18 protein-coding genes are annotated in these 20854 nt (G+C 73.4%); 6 read left to right on the top strand and 12 right to left on the bottom strand.

What is annotated here, in order from left to right; translation table 11 throughout:
* Entirely contained in the window at positions 1-90 is a 90-nt protein-coding gene (gene kdpF, locus AB0947_RS11690) for a K(+)-transporting ATPase subunit F (protein WP_037629700.1), read from the bottom strand.
* Between the two features lie 262 nt (positions 91-352).
* Between kdpF and AB0947_RS11685 the strand changes: the two genes are divergently transcribed.
* Complete coding sequence (locus AB0947_RS11685) at positions 353-2419, top strand: NAD(+) synthase (protein WP_366750165.1); 2067 nt, start codon at positions 353-355, stop codon at positions 2417-2419.
* A gap of 52 nt (positions 2420-2471) precedes the next feature.
* Here AB0947_RS11685 and AB0947_RS11680 read toward each other — a convergent pair whose 3' ends face one another.
* Positions 2472-3176 (bottom strand): TIGR03943 family protein, encoded by a 705-nt coding sequence (locus AB0947_RS11680; protein WP_366750164.1) that lies wholly within the window; start codon positions 3174-3176, stop codon positions 2472-2474.
* Positions 3173-4183 carry a permease gene (locus AB0947_RS11675; RefSeq protein ID WP_366750163.1) on the bottom strand — a complete coding sequence of 337 codons (1011 nt, stop codon included), beginning with the start codon at positions 4181-4183 and terminating at the stop codon, positions 3173-3175. Before AB0947_RS11675 ends, AB0947_RS11680 begins: the two co-directional genes overlap by 4 nt.
* A gap of 159 nt (positions 4184-4342) precedes the next feature.
* On the opposite strand from AB0947_RS11675, the gene AB0947_RS11670 reads away from it, so the two are divergent.
* Positions 4343-6172, top strand: coding sequence for an NAD(P)-binding protein (locus AB0947_RS11670; protein WP_366750305.1), 1830 nt, complete (start codon positions 4343-4345; stop codon positions 6170-6172).
* A gap of 81 nt (positions 6173-6253) precedes the next feature.
* On the opposite strand, the gene AB0947_RS11665 is transcribed toward AB0947_RS11670, so the two are convergent.
* Positions 6254-8080 carry a prolyl oligopeptidase family serine peptidase gene (locus AB0947_RS11665; protein WP_366750162.1) on the bottom strand — a complete coding sequence of 609 codons (1827 nt, stop codon included), beginning with the start codon at positions 8078-8080 and terminating at the stop codon, positions 6254-6256.
* A 71-nt stretch (positions 8081-8151) separates the two neighbouring features.
* Here AB0947_RS11665 and AB0947_RS11660 point away from each other — a divergent pair, with 71 nt between their 5' ends.
* On the top strand, positions 8152-8991 hold the full coding sequence (locus AB0947_RS11660; RefSeq protein WP_366750161.1) for a class I SAM-dependent methyltransferase: 840 nt from the start codon (positions 8152-8154) through the stop codon (positions 8989-8991).
* Between the two features lie 43 nt (positions 8992-9034).
* The gene (locus AB0947_RS11655) at positions 9035-9826 is read left to right on the top strand and encodes an SURF1 family protein (RefSeq protein ID WP_366750160.1); all 792 of its coding nucleotides are present in this window, start codon (positions 9035-9037) and stop codon (positions 9824-9826) included.
* A 101-nt stretch (positions 9827-9927) separates the two neighbouring features.
* Here AB0947_RS11655 and AB0947_RS11650 read toward each other — a convergent pair whose 3' ends face one another.
* The 7 genes from AB0947_RS11650 to AB0947_RS11620 form a co-directional block, all read right to left on the bottom strand.
* Positions 9928-11001 (bottom strand): hypothetical protein, encoded by a 1074-nt coding sequence (locus AB0947_RS11650; protein ID WP_366750159.1) that lies wholly within the window; start codon positions 10999-11001, stop codon positions 9928-9930.
* A gap of 143 nt (positions 11002-11144) precedes the next feature.
* Positions 11145-11825, bottom strand: coding sequence for a SigE family RNA polymerase sigma factor (locus AB0947_RS11645; protein ID WP_366750157.1), 681 nt, complete (start codon positions 11823-11825; stop codon positions 11145-11147).
* A 328-nt stretch (positions 11826-12153) separates the two neighbouring features.
* Positions 12154-13215 carry an aspartate-semialdehyde dehydrogenase gene (locus AB0947_RS11640; protein WP_366750156.1) on the bottom strand — a complete coding sequence of 354 codons (1062 nt, stop codon included), beginning with the start codon at positions 13213-13215 and terminating at the stop codon, positions 12154-12156.
* 16 nt (positions 13216-13231) lie between these two features.
* On the bottom strand, positions 13232-14503 hold the full coding sequence (locus AB0947_RS11635) for an aspartate kinase (protein ID WP_014673991.1): 1272 nt from the start codon (positions 14501-14503) through the stop codon (positions 13232-13234).
* Between the two features lie 183 nt (positions 14504-14686).
* Positions 14687-15349, bottom strand: coding sequence for a DUF5063 domain-containing protein (locus AB0947_RS11630; RefSeq protein ID WP_366750154.1), 663 nt, complete (start codon positions 15347-15349; stop codon positions 14687-14689).
* Complete coding sequence (gene recR, locus AB0947_RS11625; RefSeq protein WP_103814721.1) at positions 15342-15941, bottom strand: recombination mediator RecR; 600 nt, start codon at positions 15939-15941, stop codon at positions 15342-15344. Before recR ends, AB0947_RS11630 begins: the two co-directional genes overlap by 8 nt.
* 73 nt (positions 15942-16014) lie before the next feature.
* A complete protein-coding gene (locus tag AB0947_RS11620; RefSeq protein ID WP_366750153.1) occupies positions 16015-16359 on the bottom strand; it encodes a YbaB/EbfC family nucleoid-associated protein in 345 nt (114 codons plus the stop codon).
* Positions 16360-16622: 263 nt separating this feature from the next.
* Between AB0947_RS11620 and AB0947_RS11615 the strand changes: the two genes are divergently transcribed.
* On the top strand, positions 16623-17372 hold the full coding sequence (locus AB0947_RS11615; RefSeq protein ID WP_366750151.1) for an SLATT domain-containing protein: 750 nt from the start codon (positions 16623-16625) through the stop codon (positions 17370-17372).
* A 66-nt stretch (positions 17373-17438) separates the two neighbouring features.
* Here the strand turns inward: AB0947_RS11615 and AB0947_RS11610 are convergent, their stop codons facing one another.
* Complete coding sequence (locus tag AB0947_RS11610; RefSeq protein WP_366750150.1) at positions 17439-19289, bottom strand: serine/threonine-protein kinase; 1851 nt, start codon at positions 19287-19289, stop codon at positions 17439-17441.
* Positions 19290-19480: 191 nt separating this feature from the next.
* Here AB0947_RS11610 and AB0947_RS11605 point away from each other — a divergent pair, with 191 nt between their 5' ends.
* Complete coding sequence (locus tag AB0947_RS11605; RefSeq protein ID WP_366750149.1) at positions 19481-20836, top strand: aspartate aminotransferase family protein; 1356 nt, start codon at positions 19481-19483, stop codon at positions 20834-20836.
* Positions 20837-20854: the final 18 nt, after the last annotated feature.

Here is a 20854-nt window from a genome sequence, read left to right as displayed (position 1 = left end):
TCAGAACCTCTCCGGGAAGACCAGGGCCAGGACGAGATAGCCCAGCAGGGCGACGGCCACGACCAGGCCGACGACGGTCTCGGCGGTCACAGCTTCGTCACCCCCTTGGCGACGAGGGCCACCAGCGCGAAAGCCACGAGCACGGTGAGGACGAAGGCCGTATCGGCCATCGCGGACTCCTGAATGAGTTCGGCGAAACGGACGTTACGAGGAGAACTCCGTAACGGCTCGAACGCATCACCCGTTGACGCCCCCCTTACGGCCGCCCGTACGGCCTTGACGCGACCCTTACGCCTCCGGCCCGCGGGGCTGCCCCGGCACCCCGGCGCGGCCGGGATCTAGGCTTCCTGACATGAAGGAAGCCCCGTTGAACTTCTGGTCGCTCTACAGCCACGGCTTCGCGCGGGTCGCCGCGTGCACCGGCCACACCGTCATCGCCGACCCGCAGGCCAACGCCGAAGCGGTCCTGCGCCTGGCGCGCCGGTGCGCGGACGAGGGCGTCGCCGTCGCCGTCTTCCCCGAGCTGGGCCTGACCGGCTACTCCATCGAGGACCTGCTGCTCCAGGACGCGCTGCTCGACCAGGCCGAGGCGGCCCTCGGAACCGTCGTGGCCGGGTCGGCGGAGCTGCTGCCGGTGCTGGTCGTCGGCGCCCCGCTGCGCCACCGTCACCGGATCTACAACTGCGCGGTGATCGTGCACCGCGGCCGGATCCTCGGTGTCGTACCGAAGTCGTACCCGCCGACCTACCGCGAGTTCTACGAGCGCCGGCAGATCGCCGACGGGCACGACGAGCGGGGCGGGACCATCCGGGTCGCGGGTGCCGAGGTGCCGTTCGGGGTGGACCTGCTGTTCGCCGCCGAGGACGTGCCGGGGCTGGTGCTGCACACCGAGATCTGCGAGGACATGTGGGTGCCGGTGCCGCCGAGCGCCGAGGCGGCCCTCGCCGGGGCGACCGTGCTGGTCAACCTCTCCGGCAGCCCGATCACGGTCGGCCGGGCCGAGGACCGCAAGCTGCTGTGCCGCTCGGCGTCCTCGCGCTGCCTCGCCGCGTACGTCTACGCGGCGGCCGGCCTCGGCGAGTCGACCACCGACCTGTCCTGGGACGGGCAGACCATGATCTACGAGAACGGGGTGCTGCTCGCCGAGACCGAGCGCTTCCCGCTCGGCGACCGGTACGCGGTCGCCGACGTGGACCTCGACCTGCTGCGGCAGGAGCGGCACCGGATGGGCACCTTCGACGACAACCGCCGGACCCACGCCGCCCGGACCGGTGACTTCCGCACCGTCTCCTTCGAGCTGGACCCGCCGCTCACCGACCTCGGGCTGCGCCGGCGCGTGGAGCGCTTCCCGTTCGTGCCCGCCGACCCCGAGCGGCTCGCCCTGGACTGCTACGAGGCCTACAACATCCAGGTCGCCGGGCTCCAGCAGCGGCTCGCGGCGATCGGCGGCCCCAAGGTCGTCATCGGCGTGTCCGGCGGTCTGGACTCCACGCACGCGCTGATCGTCGCCGCCCGGGCGATGGACCGCGCGGGCCGGCCGCGCAGCGACATCCTGGCCTTCACACTGCCGGGCTTCGCCACCAGCGACCACACCAAGGACAACGCGCACAAGCTGATGCGGGCGCTCGGCGTCACCGCGGCCGAGCTGGACATCACGCCGACCGCGCGGCTGATGCTGAAGGAGATCGGGCACCCCTTCGCCTCCGGCGAGCCGGTGTACGACGTCACCTTCGAGAACGTGCAGGCCGGTCTGCGCACCGACTACCTGTTCCGGCTGGCCAACCAGCGCGGCGGCATCGTCCTCGGCACCGGCGACCTCTCCGAGCTGGCGCTCGGCTGGTCCACGTACGGCGTCGGCGACCAGATGAGCCACTACAACGTCAACTCCGGGGTGCCGAAGACCTTCATCCAGCACCTGATCCGCTGGGTGATCGACAGCGGCCAGTTCGACGAGGAGACCGGCGGCATCCTGGCCGCGATCCTGGACACCGAGATCAGCCCGGAACTGGTGCCGGGCGAGGAGATGCAGTCCACCGAGTCGAAGATCGGCCCGTACGCGCTGCACGACTTCACCCTCTTCCAGGTGCTGCGCTACGGCTTCCGGCCCTCGAAGACCGCCTTCCTGGCCTGGCACGCCTGGCACGACGCGAAGTCCGGCGCCTGGCCGCCGAACTTCCCCGAGGCCAAGCGGGTGGCGTACGACCTGCGGGAGATCCGGCACTGGCTGGAGGTGTTCTGCCGCCGCTTCTTCGCGTTCTCGCAGTTCAAGCGCTCGGCCATGCCGAACGGCCCGAAGGTGTCGGCGGGGGGCTCCCTCTCCCCGCGCGGCGACTGGCGGGCCCCCTCGGACGGCAACGCGGAGGTGTGGCTCAGGGACCTCGCCCGCTTCGACTTCGACAGCGCGGCGGCCGGCCGGTAGCCGGGGCCGGGCTGACCGGTGCCGGTGGCCGAGGCCGGTTGACCGGTGCCGGTCAGGTGTTCCAGGTCTCGTCGTACGGGTCGCGCGGGGCCGGTACCGGACGCGTCGCGGTGACCTCCAGGTAGGGGATGGGGCCGTCGTTGACCGGGTCGTGGCGCAGCCCGGGGGCGTACGTGCCCGTCACCTCCAGCCAGGCGTCCGGGCGCAGCACCGGCGGCAGCGCGCCGGTCAGCGCGATCTTCACCGGCTGGGCGTCCGCGGCACAGCAGTTGAGGGCCATGCGGACCAGGTAGGGCCGGCCCGCGTGGTCCAGGGCCAGGAAGCCGGTGACCCGGACGGCACGGCCGTGCAGGGAGCGGCCGTGGCCGTAGGCGGCGCGGGAGGCGTATTCGACGACGGACAGCGGCACCGGGTCGCCCGCCGGCAGCGGGCCGTAGCCGTACGGCTTCTGCAGGGCCGTGCCGGAGCGCAGGGCGCTGTAGGAGCCGAGGGCCGGCGGTGCGATCAGGATCAGGGCGAGGAGCGGCAGCAGGAGCAGCCAGGCGACCCGCGGCTCGGGGTGCCGGTGCCGTTCCCGGTCGCGCCGGCGCTCGTACCAGGCCGTCGCCAGGGCCGCCGCGATCAGCACCGCGCCCGCGGCCAGCAGCAGCGGGCGCAGGCCCGCCTTGACGTAGCGCAGGTACAGGTCGGTGGTGCCCGCGTGCAGCAGCGCGCCGCCGAGCAGGAACAGGACGGCCGCCTGGGCCTGGCGGTTCACAGCAGCACCGCCCCGGTCAGCACGGCGCCCGCGACGGCCAGCGCGAAGGTGGCGGGCGCGAACCGGAGCGCGAAGCCGCGGCCGAAGGTGCCGGCCTGCATCGCGAACAGCTTGAGGTCGATCATCGGGCCCACCACCAGGAACACCAGCTTGGCCGTCGGGGAGAACTGGGTGAGGGAGGCGGCGACGAACGCGTCCGCCTCCGAGCAGATCGACAGCAGGACGGCGAGCACGGCGAGGGCGAGGACCGAGACCGGCGGGGTGCCCGCGGCCGTGCGCAGCCAGTCCGCCGGGACCGCCGCCTTCAGCGTGGCCGCGGCCGTCGCGCCCAGCACCAGGAACCCGCCCGCGTGCATCACGTCGTGCCGGACCGCGCCCCAGAACGCCTCCCCCTTGGTCGCGCCCTCGTGCGCGCCGTGGGCCGGGGTGCGCAGCCAGTCCGTCCGGCCCAGCCGCTGCCACAGCCAGCCCATCACGCAGGCCACCAGCAGGCTCGCCAGGAACCGGGCCAGGACCATCTCCGGGTGCCCGGGGAAGGCGACGGCGGTGGCGGTCAGCACCACCGGGTTGATCGCGGGCGCGGAGAGCAGGAAGGCCAGGGCGGCGGCCGGGGTCACGCCCCGGCGGACCAGGGCGCCCGCCACCGGCACCGACGCGCACTCACAGCCCGGCAGCACCGCGCCGGCGACCCCCGCCACCGGCACGGCGAGGGCGGGCCGGCGCGGCAGGGCGCGTGCGAAGAAGGACGCCGGGACGAACACCGCGATCGCCGCCGACAGCAGCACGCCCAGCACCAGGAAGGGCAGTGCCTGGACGGTCACCGCCACGAACACGGTCGTCCAGCTCTGCATCAGCGGGGTGCCGAGGGCCCCGCGGATCGGCGACTGCGCGAGCACGGCCGTCAGGAGCGTCAGGGTGAGCGCCAGCGGGGAGCTGAGCCGCCGGCTCCGCGGGGGCCCGGCACGGCTCGCGTCCGTACCCGGCGGGGCGTCTTCGGTGATGGCCACGTGCGGTTCCCTCCGGCAGCTGCTCTCCCTGTCCTTCCCTACGCGGGTCCCGGCGCGGGCGTTCAGACCGCCGCTGGAACCACCCGGCCGCTTGGTGCACTCTTCTCCCTCGTGGCGAGCGTTCCGTATCAAGGGGGGCCGGGGTCCCCGCCGGCGCACATGGTGGTGTGCGGGGACGACGGCCTCGCGCACCGGCTGGCCGCCGAGTTGCGCGGGGTCTACGGCGAGCAGGTCACGCTCGTCGTGCCGCCGGACGAGCGCACCGTCCGGCCCCCCGTGGTCGGCCGCGCCCGGTCCGCGTCGGCCGCGCTGTTCGACCGCGTGGTCAGCGCCGCCGTGGGCGTCGGCCGCTCCGGCACGGGCGGGCAGCCCGCCGGCGCGCCCTCCGGCCCACACCCGGACGGCGAGGGGGTGCTGGCGGCCGCCGAGCTGACCGAGGCGGTGCTCGCGGAGGCCGGGGTGGCCCGGGCCGCCGCGCTGGCCCTGGTGTACGACGACGACGAGACCAACATCCGGGCCGCCCTGACCGCCCGTCGGCTCAACCCCCGGCTGCGGCTCGTCCTGCGGCTCTACAACCGGCGGCTGGGCCAGCACATCGAGGAACTCCTCGACCAGGCCGCCGCGTTGGCCGCCGGGGACGACGGCGGTCCGGGCACCGCCACCGAGGCGTCCACCACCGTGCTGTCCGACGCCGACACCGCCGCGCCCGCGCTGGCCGCGACCGCCGTCGCCGGCACGAGCCGGGTCGTCCAGACCGAGGGCCTGCTGCTGCGGGCCGTGGAACGGCCGCTGTCCGGGGACGGCCCCGGCACCGGGCTGCACACCCTCGCGCTACTCTCGGGCGGCGACCCGGCCGGCGCCGACGGCCCGTACGCCGGGGAACAGCAGCCCCGGCTGCTCCCCGACGACGAGGAGGTCCGGCAGGCCGCCGGACGGCAGGCCGTGGTGCTGGAACACGTCTCCGCCCCGGCCGGCGGCGAGTCCGCCGCGCCCTCCCGCCGCGCGATGACCGGCGTGCCCCCGCTGGGCTCCCTGTTCTCCCGGCGGCTGCGCTGGACCCTCGCCGTGCTCGCCGGCTGCGTGGTGGGTCTCGCCGTCGCCCTGTGGGTGGTCACCGGCATCCATCCGCTGCGCGCCTTCTACATCACCCTCCTCGACCTGTTCGCGATCGACGACCCGGCCCTCAGGCAGCCGCTGGGCCGCCAGCTCCTCCAGCTCCTCTCCGCGCTCGTCGGATTGCTGCTGCTGCCGGTGCTGCTGGCCGCCGCGCTGGAGGCGTTCGGCACCTTCCGCACCGCCTCCGCCCTGCGCAAGCCGCCGCGCGGCCTGAGCGGGCACGTCGTCCTGCTCGGGCTCGGCAAGATCGGCACCCGGGTGCTGACCCGGCTGCGGGAACTGAACGTCCCCGTGGTGTGCGTCGAGTCCGACCCGGAGGCGCGGGGCCTCGCCACCGCCCGCCGGCTGCGGGTGCCGGTGGTGCTCGGGGACGTCACCCAGGAGGGCGTCCTGGAGGCCGCCCAGATCCAGCGGGCCCAGGCGCTGCTCGCGGTGACCAGCTCCGACACCACCAACCTGGAGGCGGTGCTCTACGCGCGGACCGTACGGCCCGATCTGCGGGTGGTGCTGCGGCTGTACGACGACGACTTCGCCACCGCCGTGTACCGCACCCTGCGCACCGCCTACCCGCAGGCGCTGACCCGGAGCCGGAGCGTCACCCACCTGGCCGCCCCCGCGTTCGCCGGGGTCATGCTGGGGCGGCAGGTGCTCGGGGCCGTCGCCGTGGAGCGCAGGGTGCTGCTGTTCGCCGCGGTGGACGTGGACGGGCATCCCCAGCTGGAGGGGCGCACCGTGCGGGAGGCCTTCCGGGCCGGGTCCTGGCGGGTCCTGGCGCTGCTGGGCCACGCCGACACCGCGTCCTCCCATGTGCTGGGGAAGGGCGACCGGGTGGTCGTCGCCGCCACCCGCAGAGGCCTCGCGGAGCTGCGCTGACCCGGGCCTCCCGGGCGGATCACGCCGGGCTCGCGGGCCCTGGCACCGCGCCCTGATCCGGCCTGATCCGAACGGAAGACCCTAGACCGGCAGGTGCCGCGCCGCGAACTCCAGCTCCAGTCTCACCTGCTTGATCCGCTCCTCCACGACCAGCGAGCCGTGCCCCGCGTCGTACCGGTACACCTCGTGGACCGCGCCCCGGGTCTCCAGTCTCTTGACGTAGTTGTCGATCTGGCGGATCGGGCAGCGCGGGTCGTTGACGCCCGCCGAGATGTAGACGGGGGCCTTGACCTGGTCGACGTACGTCAGCGGGGACGACGCCTCGAAGCGCTCCGGGACCTCCTCCGGGGTGCCGCCCAGCAGGGTGCGGTCCATGGCCTTCAGGGACTCCATCTCGTCGTGGTACGCGGTGACGTAGTCCGCGACGGGCACCACCCCGATCCCCAGCGCCCAGGCCTCCGGCTGGGTGCCGACGCCGAGCAGGGTCAGATAGCCGCCCCAGGAGGCGCCGGTCAGGACCAGGCGGGCGGGGTCGGCGAGACCGGAGGAGACGGCCCAGTCGCGCACCGCCGCCACGTCCTCCAGCTCGATCAGGCCGACCCGGTGCTTGAGGGCGTCCGTCCAGGCGCGGCCGTAGCCGGTGGAGCCCCGGTAGTTGACGCGGACCACCGCGTAGCCGTGGTCGACCCAGGCGGCCGGGCCGGCGGCGAAGGAGTCGCTGTCGTGCCAGGTCGGGCCGCCGTGCAGGTCGAAGACGGTGGGGAGGGGGCCCGTGGCGCCCGCCGGCTTCTGGACCAGGGCGTGGATGCGGCCGCCGGGGCCCTCCACCCACACGTCCTCCACCGGCACCGACGCCGGGCACGCCATGCCCGGCGGGTCCAGCACCACGCCACCGGTCGTGGAGCGGACCGCCGGGGGCTCGGCGGCCGACGACCACAGGTACTCCACGCTGCCGTCGGGGCGGGCCGTCGCCCCGGAGACCGTGCCGGGCGGGGTGGGGATGCGGGTCAGCTCGCGGGTCGTGACGTCGTACCGGAACAGCTCGCTGCGGGCCTCGAAGCCGTGGACGATGAGCAGGGCTGAGCCGTCCGGGTACCACTCGGCGCTGACGTCGCCGGGCAGGTCGAGGGCCAGGTCGGTCTCCTCGCCCGTGGCCACGTCCCACACCAGCGGCTCCCAGCGGCCCCGGCGCTGGTGGCCGATGAGCAGCCGGGTGTCGCCGTCGACCGGGGCGAAGCCCAGCACCTCCAGGCCCAGCTCCTCGGTGCCGCCCTTGGTGTCGTCCAGTTCGGCGACCGTCGTGCCGTCCGGGCGGAGCACCCGCAGGGCCGCGTGCATGGCGTCGCCGTGCTCGGTGTGCTCCACGGCGATCAGGGAGCCGTCGTGCGCGAGGTCGCCGACGCCCGCCGACTCGCGGTGGCGGTAGATCTCGACCGGGTCCGCGCCCTCGCGGGCCAGGTGGATCGTCGTGCCCTCGTCGTCCGTGGAGCGGCCGACGACCGCCGTGCGGCCGTCGCGGGACAGGGCCAGGCCGGCCGGGTAGGACGGATCGAGACCGGGCACGGCCGGCTCGTCCGGGCCGCCCGTGAACGGCTGGCGGCGCCAGATGCCGAACTCGTCGCCGTCCTTGTCGTCGAACCACCAGATCCAGGCGCCGTCCGGGGAGAGCACGCCGTCCGTCGTGCCGTTCGGCCGGGCCGTCGCCTGGCGCTGCTCGCCCGTCGCCCTGTCCCAGGCGTACAGCTCGTACGTCCCCGTCGCGTTCGACACGAACAGGGCGCGGTCCGGCGCGTCCTCCGCCCAGTCGGGCAGCGACACCCGCGGCGCCCGGAAGCGCTTCTCCCAGTCCGGCATGTCCGCTGTGTGCTGCGTGGTCGGCGTACCGCCGTCGTTGATGGCCCCAGTCATGCGCCCATAGTGCCTGGCCGCGCCGACAATTGGGTGGCGGGAGGGCACAGCCTGTGGATAACTTCCGCGGCATGAGCGTTTCCGTCACTTCCCCGTCCGTCCCCGAAGGCTGGCGCGAGGACAACAAGGCCGTGTGGGACGAGAGGGTGCCCCTCCACGTCGCCGGACCCTTCTACGACCTCGACGGCTTCCGCACCCGCCGGGACGACCTGCGGGACTTCGAGCGGGCAGAGGTCGGGGACGTCACCGGGAAGTCGCTGCTGCACCTGCAGTGCCACATCGGCACCGACACCCTCTCCTGGCTCCACCGCGGCGCCGCCCGCGTCGTCGGCCTGGACTTCTCCGCACCCGCGGTGGAGGCGGCCCGCGCCCTAGCCGCCGACCTCGGGTACGGCCCCGACCGGGCCTCCTTCGTCACCAGTGACGTGTACGACGCGGCCGGGGCCGTGCCCGAGCCGTCGTACGACATCGTCTACACCGGGCTCGGCGCCCTGTGCTGGCTGCCGGACCTCGGACGCTGGGCACGGACGGCCGCCTCCCTCGTCGCGCCCGGCGGGTTCCTCTACCTCGCCGAGTTCCACCCGATCACCGAGACCCTGGACGACGAGACCGGCACCCGGATCGTGCGCGACTACTTCACCCGGGACGCGCAGGTGTGGAACGAACCGGGCACCTACGCCGACCTGGACGCCGTCACCGTCCACAACCGCAGCGTGGAGTGGCAGCACACGCTCGGGGACGTGGTCTCCGCGCTCGCCGCGGCCGGGCTGCGCATCGAGTTCCTGCACGAGCACGACGTGTCGCTCTTCCCGCGCTTCGGGAACTTGGAGGTGCGCGACGACTACCACAGGTTCCCGGCGGACCATCCGCGCATCCCGCTGATCTACTCCCTGAGGGCGAGCAAGGACTGACCCGAGGCACGGCCGCCGGGGCGGGCGCCGTACCGTGGAGGGCGTGTACCGGTTTCTGCTGACACCCCGCTGGTGGGGCATCAACGTCTTCGTGCTGCTCGCCATCCCGTTCTGCGTCTTCATGGGGTCGTGGCAGCTGAGCCGGTTCGAGGGGCGGGTGCAGGACCATCGCGCCGCGACCGAGCAGGCCGCCTCCGACCGGGGCGAGGCCGCGCGCCCGCTGGACTCGCTGCTGCCCGTCGACAAGAACACCTCGGGACGGCGGGTCACGGCGAGCGGCCGGTACGGAAAGCAGCTGCTGGTGCCCGGACGGGAGCTGGACGGCGAGCGCGGCTTCTACGTGCTGACGCTGCTGCGCACCGGTTCCGGCAAGGCGCTGCCGGTGGTGCGGGGCTGGCTGCCGGGCACGGCGGACGCGGCGAAGGCGCCCGCGCCGCCCCGGGGCGAGGTCACCGTCACCGGTGCGCTCCAGGCGCCCGAGACGCCCGGGGACAACGGGGTCAGCGCGCAGGGCGGGCTCCCCGCCGGGCAGACCTCCGCGATCAGCCCGGCGTCGCTGGTGAACCTGGTGCCGTACCGGCTGTACGACGCCTGGATCACCCTGGACCGGGGGGACGCCGGGATGAAGGCCGTGCCCGCGAGCGCGCCGGGCGGTACGGGGCTGGACCTCAAGGCGTTCCAGAACCTCGGCTACACCGGCGAGTGGTTCGTGTTCGCGGGCTTCGTGGTCTTCATGTGGTTCCGTCTGCTGCGCCGGGAGCTGGAGTTCCAGCGGGACGCCTCGCTGGGCCTGGTGACCGAGGAGCCGGACCGGGAGCCGGTACCGAGCGGCTGACCCGCACCCCCGAGGGGGCGCGGGGGAAGCGCGCGATCAGCCGCTACGACGCACGCTCGCCCGGACGGACGGCGTCGGCGCACCCCGCTCCCGGCGGAGCGTCAGGAGCCCGTGAGCACCCCGGTGTAGTAGACCGTCCCCGCGCACGCGCCGGGCACCACCGCCGTCGCCGTCGGCGCACCCCCCTGCGCGGCGTGGGTCACCGTGACGCTGCCGTCGGCCGTGCCCTCCTCGGTGGCGAGCTGCGGGGCCGTGCCCTCCGTGCCGGTGCTGTCGGTCGTGGCGCCGGAGGCGCTCTGGGTGGGCGACGGATCGGGCGTCGGGCCGGTCGGGCCGGGGTCGCCCGGACCGCTGTCGCCGCCCGTGGTGGGGCAGGTCTCCGAGGGGACGAAGGCGAACTTCTCCTCGTACGCCGCGCCCGGCTGGAGGACCAGCCCGGTGACCTCCTGGGACGGGTCGGGCAGGGCGGTCGCCGCGTCACCGGCGGTGTGCCGGGCGGTGAGGATCTTGGCCGGGTCGGCGGCGCCCTGCGCCGTGGGCGTGACACTGCCGGCACCGGCGACCGTGCAGGCGGTGCCGGAGATGTTGGTGACGCGGAAGGTGCCGTAGACGACCCCCGCGGTGTCGGGCGCGTTCGCGCTGCCGGTGGCGGAGCCCAGCTGGGTCGGCGTACAGAGCGGGACGCCCGAGGCCGACGTGGCGGAGGGGTCGGCGGCGCCGGTGGAGCCGCCGCCGCTGCCGGGCGTCGTGCCCTTGTCGTCGGGCCGGCCGGACTCCTTGCCGGGCTTGGCCGTCGTACCGCCGGCGTCCTTCGGGCCGCCCTTGTCGGTGCCCTTGTCCTTGCCCGCCCCGGTGCCGCCCTGGGCCTGGGAGGACTGGCCGGCCATCGCCGTGTTGGGGTCGGAGCCGCCGGCCTGCGAGACGTGCACGAGGGCGGGGATCGCGGTGCCGATGAACAGGGCCGCCGCGGCCATGCCGACCACCGCCTGGCGCTTGCGCGCGCGGCGCGCGGGGACGGCCCGGCGCAGGTGGTCCAGGGTGCCGGTGCGCGGCTCGATGTCGCCGACCGCCGAGTGCAGCAGCCGGCGCAGGGCCAGTTCGTCGGAGTCGGGCCCGTCCAGGCTGTGGACTCCTTCGAGCCTCTCCGGGCCCTTGTCGTCGGGGCCGTGGTTCACAGTTCCGTTCCCAGCGTGCGATGGCGTGTGCTGTTGCCCGTTGCCCTCCGTCGGCTCGTGCCAGGCGTAGGGCTCGTGACGTTCATGGGAGTGGCGCTCATGGGAGTGACCCTCATGGGAGGCGCCCTCTTCGGCGTGGTCGCTCATGCCGGTGTCCCCATGGCGACCCGCAGCGCGGCGATGCCCCGCGAACCGTACGCCTTGACCGAGCCGAGGGATATGCCGAGCGTCTCGGCGACCTGGGCCTCGGTCATGTCCGCGAAGTAGCGCAGCACGAGGACCTCGCGCTGGCGGCGCTGGAGCCCCTTCATCGCCTTGATGAGGTCGCGGCGCTCCAGCTGGTCGTAGGCGCCCTCTTCCGCGCTCGCCATGTCGGGCATCGGCTTGGAGAGCAGCTTCAGCCCGAGGATGCGCCGGCGCAGCGTGGAGCGGGAGAGGTTGACGACCGTCTGCCGCAGGTAGGCGAGGGTCTTCTCGGGGTCACGGACGCGCTTGCGGGCCGAGTGGACGCGGATGAACGCCTCCTGGACGACGTCCTCGCAGGAGGCGGTGTCGTCGAGGAGGAGCGCGGCGAGGCCGAGCAGCGAGCGGTAGTGCGCCCGGTAGGTCTCGGTGAGGTGGTCGACGGTCGTGCCGGCGGCCTCGGACGCCACGGCACCCGCGGTGTCCTCGGCGCCGTCACGCTGACTGGGTATGCGGGCGGGCCGCGCTGCGGGCATGGGCGCGATCACCGGCATGCCGCCGGGCGGGCGGGGCCGGAGCGCCGCGGGGGGCCGCAGGGCCGTGCCGCCGCGGGCCACACTGAGTTCGAGTACCTCTGCCACGCCTGTTGGACACGCCGCCCCCCTCGGGGGTTGTACGTGCCGGGCGTCACATGTGCGACAACCGGCGGCGCCTCAACTGCCGTCATGCGTCCCGCTCTTCCCTTATGTCCCATATGAACGGGCGCCCCCACGCCCCGACCACGGCGTCCCCACGCCAGGATCATCACGTCCCCAGGTCCCGCAAGGGTGACCGCAAAGACGCTCCCCGCCTCCGTACGGTTGCGGAAGGCGGGGAGGGAAATCCTCTGTCGCAGGCAGGGAGTGGTTCAAGGGATTTGGACCATGCTCCCGGCCACAGTGCTTACGGAGATCCTACAAAGTTCAACGGCTATGTGGGGACGGACAGCTCCGCCGCGACGAGTTCCGCGATCTGCGCGCAGTTCAGCGCGGCGCCCTTGCGCAGGTTGTCGCCGCAGACGAAGAGCTCCAGCGCGGTCGGGTCGTCCAGGGCCCGGCGCACCCGGCCCACCCAGGTCGGGTCGGTGCCCACCACGTCGGCGGGGGTGGGGAACTCGCCGGCCGCCGGGTCGTCGCACAGCACCACGCCCGGCGCGGTCGCGAGGATCTCGCGGGCCCCGTCGACGCCGACCTCCCGCTGGAAGCGGGCGTGGACGGTCAGCGAGTGCGTCGTGACCACCGGCACCCGGACGCAGGTGACGGCGACCGGCAGCGCCGGCAGGCCGAGGATCTTCCGGGACTCGTCGCGGACCTTCATCTCCTCCGACGACCAGCCGTCCTCCCGCAGCGAGCCGGCCCACGGCACGACGTTCAGCGCGACCGGCTCCGGGAACGGCCCGGTGTCGTCCCCGACGGCCCGCCGTACGTCCCCGGGCTTGGTGCCCAGCTCGGTCCCGGCCACCAGGGACAGCTGGGCCCGCAGCGTCTCCACGCCGGCCCGCCCGGCCCCGCTCACCGCCTGGTACGACGACACCACCAGCTCGCGCAGCCCGAACTCGGCGTGCAGCGCGCCCAGCGCGACGATCATCGTCAGGGTCGTGCAGTCGGGGCTGGCGACGATCCCGCGCGGCCGGGACCGTACGGCGTGCGGGTTGATCTCGGGCACGACGAGCGGCACGTCCGGGTCCATGCGGAAGGCGCCGGAGTCGTCGACGACGACCGCGCCGTGCGCGGCGGCGACCGGCGCCCACTCGGCGGCGACCTCGTCCGGGACGTCGAACAGCGCGATGTCGACCCCGGCGAAGGCGTCCTGCGTCAGGGCCACCACCTCGACCTCCTCGCCGCGCACGGTCAGCTTGCGGCCGGCCGAGCGCGGGGAGGCGATCAGGCGGATCTCGCCCCAGACGTCCGCGCGCTGGGACAGGATCTGGAGCATGACCGTGCCGACGGCTCCGGTCGCTCCCACGACCGCGAGCGTCGGCCTGCCGGTCATCGGACCGTGTCCCGGCTCATCGGCCGGTGCCGCCGTAGACGACGGCCTCGTCGCTGTCGGAGTCCAGACCGAAGGCGGTGTGGACGGCGCGGACGGCCTCCGGCACGTCGTCGGCGCGGGTGACCACCGAGATGCGGATCTCGGACGTCGAGATCAGCTCGATGTTCACACCGGCGTCGCTGAGCGCCTCGAAGAAGCCGGCGGTGACGCCCGGGTTGGTCTTCATGCCGGCGCCGACCAGGGAGATCTTTCCGATCTGGTCGTCGTAGCGCAGCGAGTCGAAGCCGATGCCGGAGCGGTTCTTCTCCAGCGCGTCGATGGCCTTGCGGCCCTCGGTCTTCGGCAGCGTGAAGGAGATGTCCGTCAGGCCCGTGGAGGCGGCGGACACGTTCTGCACGACCATGTCGATGTTGATCTCGGCATCGGCGATGGTCCGGAAGATCGCGGCGGCCTCACCCGGCTTGTCCGGCACGCCGACGACCGTGATCTTGGCCTCGGAGGTGTCGTGCGCGACACCGGAGATGATGGCCTGCTCCACCTTCTTGTCCCCAATCGGCTCACTGCTGACCCACGTGCCCTGCAGTCCGCTGAAGGACGACCGGACGTGGATCGGGATGTTGTAGCGGCGGGCGTACTCCACACAGCGGTGGAGGAGCACCTTGGAACCGGAGGCCGCGAGTTCCAGCATGTCCTCGAAGGAGATCCAGTCGATCTTCTTCGCCTTCTTCACCACGCGCGGGTCGGCGGTGAACACGCCGTCGACGTCGGTGTAGATCTCGCAGACCTCGGCGTCGAGCGCGGCGGCGAGCGCCACGGCGGTGGTGTCGGACCCGCCGCGGCCCAGCGTGGTGATGTCCTTCTTGTCGGCGCTCACGCCCTGGAACCCGGCGACGATGGCGATGTTGCCCTCGTCGAGAGCCGTCCTGATCCGCCCCGGCGTGACGTCGATGATCCGGGCTTTGTTGTGGACCGAGTCGGTGATGACGCCTGCCTGGCTGCCGGTGAAGGACTGCGCCTCGTGGCCCAGGTTTTTGATCGCCATCGCCAGCAGGGCCATGGAGATCCGCTCTCCGGCGGTCAGCAGCATGTCGAATTCCCGCCCGGCAGGCATGGGAGAGACCTGCTCGGCGAGATCGATCAGCTCGTCCGTCGTGTCGCCCATCGCGGAAACGACGACGACAACCTGGTTGCCGTTCTTCTTCGCTTCCACGATCCGCTTGGCGACGCGCTTGATGCCCTCGGCATCGGCTACGGAGGAGCCTCCGTACTTCTGCACGACAAGGCCCACGTGCGCTCCTCGCTCGGTTCGTTTGTGTCGGCTCAGTCTATCGAGCGTCCGAATTCCACCACCCTGCTCCCGCATGGTGAGACATCCGGCCGCCCGGTCTCGACCCCTGCCCAGCGATCGGCCCGCCACTCGGAACGTGCCCTGGCTCACAAGGTGCCGGGCCCGGACCCGGCCCCGGTCCGGTTACTGCCCGGGACGGATCCCCAGGGGCTCGCCGATCTCCTCGGCCATGACGCGGCCCGCCTCGAACTCCAGGGTCTCGTCGCCCACGGCGGCCTGGTCGGTGTCGAGGCCGTCCAGTTCCTCCAGGGGCTGGTTGAGGCGGACGTGGATGAGGACGGACTGCAGGGCGCGCAGCACCGCGGACGCCGTCGGACCCCAGTTGGAGAAGTAGGAGAACTGCCACCACCACAGGGCCTCGCTGGTGCGGCCCGCGCGGTAGTGGGCCATGCCGTGGCGGAGGTCGGTGATGATGTCGGCGAGGTCGTCGGAGAGCCGGGCCGGCACCGGCGCCTTGCGCGGCTCGTACGGGTCGAAGACCTCGGAGTAGACGTCGATCGGGTCCAGGAGCCGGGCGTAGTTCTCACGCAGCTCGTCCACGTCCGGCTCGGGCCCCGGGTCGGGCTCGTAGCGCTCCTCGGGGACGATGTCCTCGTGGGCGCCCAGCCGGCCGCCGGCCAGCAGGAGCTGGGAGACCTCAAGGAGGAGGAAGGGGACCGCCCATTCGGGCTCGTCGCCCTTCGCCACCTCCGTGACGGCCACCAGGAAGCTCTCGACCTGGTCCGCGATCTGGACCACGAAGTCGTCCGGGTTCTGCGTCGAGGCGTGCAGCGTGGCGTCAGACATCTAGGAGTCGTCTCCCCTCGAAGGCTCGGCCGAGGGTCACCTCGTCCGCGTATTCCAGGTCACCGCCCACCGGGAGGCCGCTGGCCAGGCGGGTGACCTTCAGGCCCATGGGCTTGATCATGCGGGCGAGGTACGTCGCCGTCGCCTCGCCTTCCAGATTGGGGTCCGTGGCCAGGATCAGTTCCGTGACCGTCCCGTCGGCCAACCGTGCGAGAAGTTCTCGTATACGCAGGTCGTCGGGTCCCACGCCCTCGATCGGGCTGATCGCGCCGCCGAGCACGTGGTACCGGCCCCGGAACTCGCGGGTGCGCTCGATCGCGACGACGTCCTTCGGTTCCTCCACCACGCAGATGACGGAGGGGTCGCGGCGCGGGTCGCGGCAGATGCCGCACAGCTCCTCCTGCGCCACGTTCCCGCAGGTCGCGCAGAAGCGGACCCTCGCTTTCACTTCCAGGAGCGCCTGCGCGAGCCGCTTCACGTCCGTCGGCTCGGCCTGGAGGATGTGGAAGGCGATCCGCTGCGCGCTCTTGGGACCGACGCCGGGCAGCCGCCCCAGCTCGTCGATGAGGTCCTGGACCACGCCTTCGTACAACGGACTGCCCTTCCTGGAGACCTGTCGGTACGTACGGTAGTTGCCTCGCGCCCCCGCCCGGAAGGCGGAGGCGTCAGAACGGCAGGCCCGGGATGCCGCTGCCGCCGCCCAGCCCCTGGGCCAGCGGGCCGAGCTTCTGCTGCTGGAGCGCCTGCGCGTTCTCGTTGGCCGCCTGTACGGCCGCCACGACCAGGTCGGAGAGGGTCTCGGTGTCCTCCGGGTCCACCGCCTTCGGGTCGATCTTCAGCGCCCGCAGCTCACCGGCGCCGGTGACGGTGGCCCGCACCAGACCGCCGCCCGCCTGCCCTTCGACCTCCGTGTTCGCCAGTTCCTCCTGGGCCCGCTGAAGGTCCTGCTGCATCTTCTGGGCCTGCTGGAGCAACTGCTGCATGTTGGGCTGGCCACCACCGGGGATCACGATCAGCTCCTCACCGTCTGCTCCGACGTCCTGCTCCGACGTCCTTCTCCGTCGTGAATGAGCCTACGTGGTCCACGCGGCCACTGCTCCGCCACTCTTTCGAGTGAGAACAACGTGAGTCCTATACCTGATCAAGGCCCTCTTACGAGCGGAAAAGTCGGGAAAGCTCCCTCTCCGCCACCCGTTGGGCGGTAGGAAGGTGGCCGCACGTCGGCAGGGAGTGTCACGCTACGTGACCGGTCGTGATCAGTAGGGAGTGCCGGGTGGGTCAGCCGGAGATGCAGCCCGAGGGTCCGCCTCAGGACGGGCGGGGCGAGGGTGCGGCCGGGCTGCGGCCGGGCGATCTGACCGGGCGGGCCTTCCCGCTCGGGGACTGGGGCGAACCCGCCGAGCGGCTGGACGACCTGTACCGCTGGGTGGAGCGGCGGGCACTGGAGACGGCCGCCTGGTACCTGCGGGACCGGGTGTGGAAGCGGCGCGGGGCGCGCGTGCTGCGGGTCGGGGCGGCGGCCGGGGCCGTGGCCGGGGCGGCGCTGCCGCTGCTGGATCTGACCGGGGCGGCCGGCGGGGTGGCGCCCTGGGGCTGTCTCGCGCTGCTGCTCGCGGTGTCCTGCGTCGGCATCGACCGGTTCCTCGGGGTCACGTCGGGCTGGATGAGGGACGTGGCCACGGCCCAGGCGGTGCACCGGCGGCTCCAGGCGTTGCAGTTCGACTGGGCGTCGGAGTGCGTGCGGGAGGTGCTGGGACCGGCGGAGGGCACGGCGAGCGAGGCGGCCGAGCGGTGCCTGTCGGTGCTGCGGCGGTTCTCGGAGGACGTCACGGAGCTGGTGCGCACGGAGACGACCGACTGGATGGTGGAGTTCCGCACGGGGGCGGCGCCGCTGGGCATCCAGACGGCGGTGGCGTCGGTGCCGCGCCAGGAGGCCGGGGGCCCGGGTACCCGTTTCCCCCTGCCACCGGCGAACGGCAGCCGCCCGAACATGCCGCGGCAGCGGCCACCGGAGCCGCGTTGAACACCCCGGAGTGGCGCGGGGAACCGCGCGGCCGGCCAGGGCGCGCCCGCTGCCGTACGGCCCCGGTCACTCCTTGCTGTAGGTGAGGCTCTCCCCGCCGCCCGCCTTCGCCCGCTTCAGCCGTCCGTCCGGCAGCAGGGTGACCTCGGTCGCCTCGCCCGGGGTGCAGGAGGAGGCGGGCTCGCCGCTGGTCACGGTGGACGGGCCGATCTCCAGCGGACCGCCGTCACCGGGCTGTTCGGCCAGCTCCGCCGCGAAGACGCAGTGGTACGACCCGCCGCCCTCGGTCGGCCCGTCCGCGACCAGTGTCAGCACGGTGTCGCCCACCTCGCCCTGCCGGATGGTCAGTTCACGGGTGTTCGAGCCGTCCGCGTTGTCGATGGCCGTCCGCCAGGTGCCCACGTAGGCGTCCGGCACCGCGCCGGCCGTGGAGGCGGAGGGGGACGGCTCCCGCGACCCGGACGGGGAGGGCGTGCCGGAGCCGTCCCGCGCCCCGGAGGTGACGGTGGGCGCCGCGACGGCCGTGCCGCCGCCCTTGTCGTCGGTCCCGCCGCCGTTCCTCATCAGCGCGTACACCGAACCGCCCGCGCCCAGCGCGACGACCAGCGCGATCACGACGAGCAGCGCGGTGGACCGCCCGCTGCGCCGCTCGGGGTCCACCGGGACGCCGACGGTGGACGGCCCGTACGGCGGGGTGGAGCCGGACGGCGGATACCCGTAGCCGGCGGGCCGGGATTGCGGTGGATGCGGTGGATGCGGCTGTGCGTACGGCGGCTGCGGATACGGCTGCTGCTGCGGGTACGGCGGCTGCGGGTACGGCTGCTGGGCCTGAGGCGCGCCGTACGCCGGTCCGAACCCGGCGGACGCGGGCGGCGGAGTCGGCGCGGGGACCGGGGTGGGCAGGCGGTCGACGCTCCCGGCGTCCCCGCCGTCGGAGACGGCCGCGTGCTCGGGCCCCCGGCCCGGACCGGACGCCGGCCCCGCCCCCCGCTCCGGGTCCTCCGCGTCCAGCAACCGCACCGCGTGCCGGCCGAGCTGCGCGACCAGCGAACCCGGCAGCCAGGGGTCCCGCGAGCGCCCCTCGGCCACGGTGTCCTCCACCCCCGTCCGCTCCAGGATCGCGTCCAGCGAGGGCCGCGCCCCCGGCTCCTTGCGCAGGCAGTCCCGGACGAGGTCGGCGATCCCCTCCGGCACCCCGGTGAGGTCCGGCTCCTCCTGGGCGATCCGGAACATCAGCGCGTGCGCGCCGCTGTCGGCGCCGCCGAAGGGCAGGGTCCCGGTCGCCGCGTACGCCAGCACGGAGCCGAGGCAGAAGACGTCGCACGCCGGTGTGATCCGGTCCCCGCGGACCTGCTCGGGCGCCATGAACCCCGGCGACCCGACGAGCGCCCCGGTCCGGGTGAGGCCCTCCCCGCCGGCGGTCGCCGTCTCCCGGGCGCGGGCGATCCCGAAGTCGATCACGCGGGGCCCGTCGATGGTCACGAGCACGTTGGACGGCTTGAGGTCCCGGTGCACGATCCCGGCCTCGTGGATGTCCTTCAGCGCGTGCGCGAGCCCCGCCGCCAGGATCCGTACCGACCGCTCGGGCAGGGCCCCGTGGTCGTGTCCGACGACCTGCTGGAGGCTCGGCCCGGCCACGTACCCGGTCGCCACCCACGGCACGGCCGCCTCGGTGTCCGCGTCCAGCACGGGCGCGGTCCAGTAGCCGCCGACCCGGCGCGCGGCGTGCACCTCCTGCCGGAACCGCGCCCGGAACTCCTCCTGCGCGGCCAGCTCCTGCCGGACGAGCTTCACCGCCACGGTCCGCCCCCGGTCCGACCGCGCCAGGTACACCTGCCCCATGCCGCCCGCGCCGAGCCGCGCCAGCAGCCGATAGGCACCGATCTCCTGCGGATCCCCCGGCCTCAGCTTCTCCATCCGCGTCCGCCTTCCCCCCATAGGTCTGCGACGACCGAGAATAGTGCGGCGGCGGGACGGGACGTCCCTCGTCCGGCGATCCCCGGCCGGTCCCGGACGGCCCGCCGTCGACAACCTGTCGTGCTTTGCCCCCGCCCACGGAACAGGACGCCCATAGGACTTCCGCATCGCGGACATCTACGCTCGGCCGCATGACCCCTCAGCCCAGCCCCGAAGCCGGCGCCGCGGTGAAGGCCGCGGACCGTGCGCACGTCTTCCACTCCTGGTCGGCCCAGGACCTCATCGACCCGCTCGCCGTCGCCGGCGCCGAGGGGTCGTACTTCTGGGACTACGACGGCACGCGGTACCTGGACTTCACCAGCGGACTCGTCTTCACCAACATCGGCTACCAGCACCCGAAGGTCGTCGCGGCGATCCAGGAGCAGGCCGCGAAGCTGACGACCTTCGCGCCCGCGTTCGCCGTCGAGGCCCGCTCGGAGGCGGCCCGGCTGATCGCCGAGCGGACCCCCGGCGACCTGGACAAGATCTTCTTCACCAACGGCGGCGCGGACGCCGTCGAGCACGCGGTCCGCATGGCCCGGCTGCACACGGGCCGCCCGAAGGTGCTCTCGGCCTACCGCTCCTACCACGGCGGCACCCAGCAGGCCATCAACATCACCGGCGACCCGCGCCGCTGGGCCTCCGACGGCGCCGCCGCCGGTGTCGTCCACTTCTGGGCCCCGTTCCTCTACCGCTCCCGCTTCTACGCCGAGACCGAGGAGCAGGAGTGCGCCCGGGCGCTGGAGCACCTGGAGACGACGATCGCCTTCGAGGGCCCGGCGACCATCGCGGCGATCATCCTGGAGACCATCCCGGGCACCGCCGGGATCATGGTGCCGCCGCCCGGCTACCTGGCCGGGGTGCGCGAGCTGTGCGACAAGTACGGCATCGTCTTCGTCCTGGACGAGGTCATGGCCGGTTTCGGCCGGACCGGCGAGTGGTTCGCGGCCGACCTGTTCGGCGTCACCCCGGACCTGATGACCTTCGCCAAGGGCGTGAACTCCGGTTACGTCCCGCTCGGCGGGGTGGCCATCTCCCAGGAGATCGCGGAGACCTTCGGCAAGCGCCCCTACCCCGGCGGCCTCACCTACTCCGGCCACCCGCTGGCCTGCGCCGCCGCCGTCGCCACGATCAACGTGATGGCGGAGGAGGGCGTCGTGGAGAACGCCAGGCGGCTCGGCGAGAGTGTCGTCGGCCCGGGCCTGGCCGAGCTGGCCGCGCGGCACCCGAGCGTCGGCGAGGTGCGCGGTACCGGCATGTTCTGGGCGCTGGACCTGGTGAGGAACCGGGAGACCCGCGAGCCGCTGGTGCCCTACAACGCGGCCGGCGAGGCGGGCGCCCCGATGGCCGCGTTCACGGCCGCCGCCAAGCGGAACGGCCTGTGGCCGTTCGTGAACATGAACCGCACCCACGTCGTCCCGCCGTGCAACGCGAGCGAGGCCGAGCTGAAGGAGGGTCTGGCCGCGCTCGACGCCGCGTTGAGCGTCGCCGACGAACACACGGTGTGACCGTACCGTGCCTGCCGC

The organism is Streptomyces sp. NPDC047841, from assembly GCF_040704085.1.
GTDB classification, from domain to species: domain Bacteria; phylum Actinomycetota; class Actinomycetes; order Streptomycetales; family Streptomycetaceae; genus Streptomyces; species Streptomyces argyrophylli.
This window is presented reverse-complemented; position numbering and strand designations above follow the sequence as displayed.

Coding starts and splice junctions, on each gene's coding strand:
- AB0947_RS11660 (WP_366750161.1), top strand. CDS start 8,152: ATGAGCGTTTCCGTCACTTCCCCGTCCGTCCCCGAAGGCTGGCGCGAG.
- AB0947_RS11685 (WP_366750165.1), top strand. CDS start 353: ATGAAGGAAGCCCCGTTGAACTTCTGGTCGCTCTACAGCCACGGCTTC.
- AB0947_RS11665 (WP_366750162.1), bottom strand. CDS start 8,080: ATGACTGGGGCCATCAACGACGGCGGTACGCCGACCACGCAGCACACA.
- AB0947_RS11670 (WP_366750305.1), top strand. CDS start 4,343: ATGGTGGTGTGCGGGGACGACGGCCTCGCGCACCGGCTGGCCGCCGAG.
- AB0947_RS11630 (WP_366750154.1), bottom strand. CDS start 15,349: ATGTCTGACGCCACGCTGCACGCCTCGACGCAGAACCCGGACGACTTC.
- AB0947_RS11610 (WP_366750150.1), bottom strand. CDS start 19,289: ATGGAGAAGCTGAGGCCGGGGGATCCGCAGGAGATCGGTGCCTATCGG.
- AB0947_RS11640 (WP_366750156.1), bottom strand. CDS start 13,215: ATGACCGGCAGGCCGACGCTCGCGGTCGTGGGAGCGACCGGAGCCGTC.
- AB0947_RS11605 (WP_366750149.1), top strand. CDS start 19,481: ATGACCCCTCAGCCCAGCCCCGAAGCCGGCGCCGCGGTGAAGGCCGCG.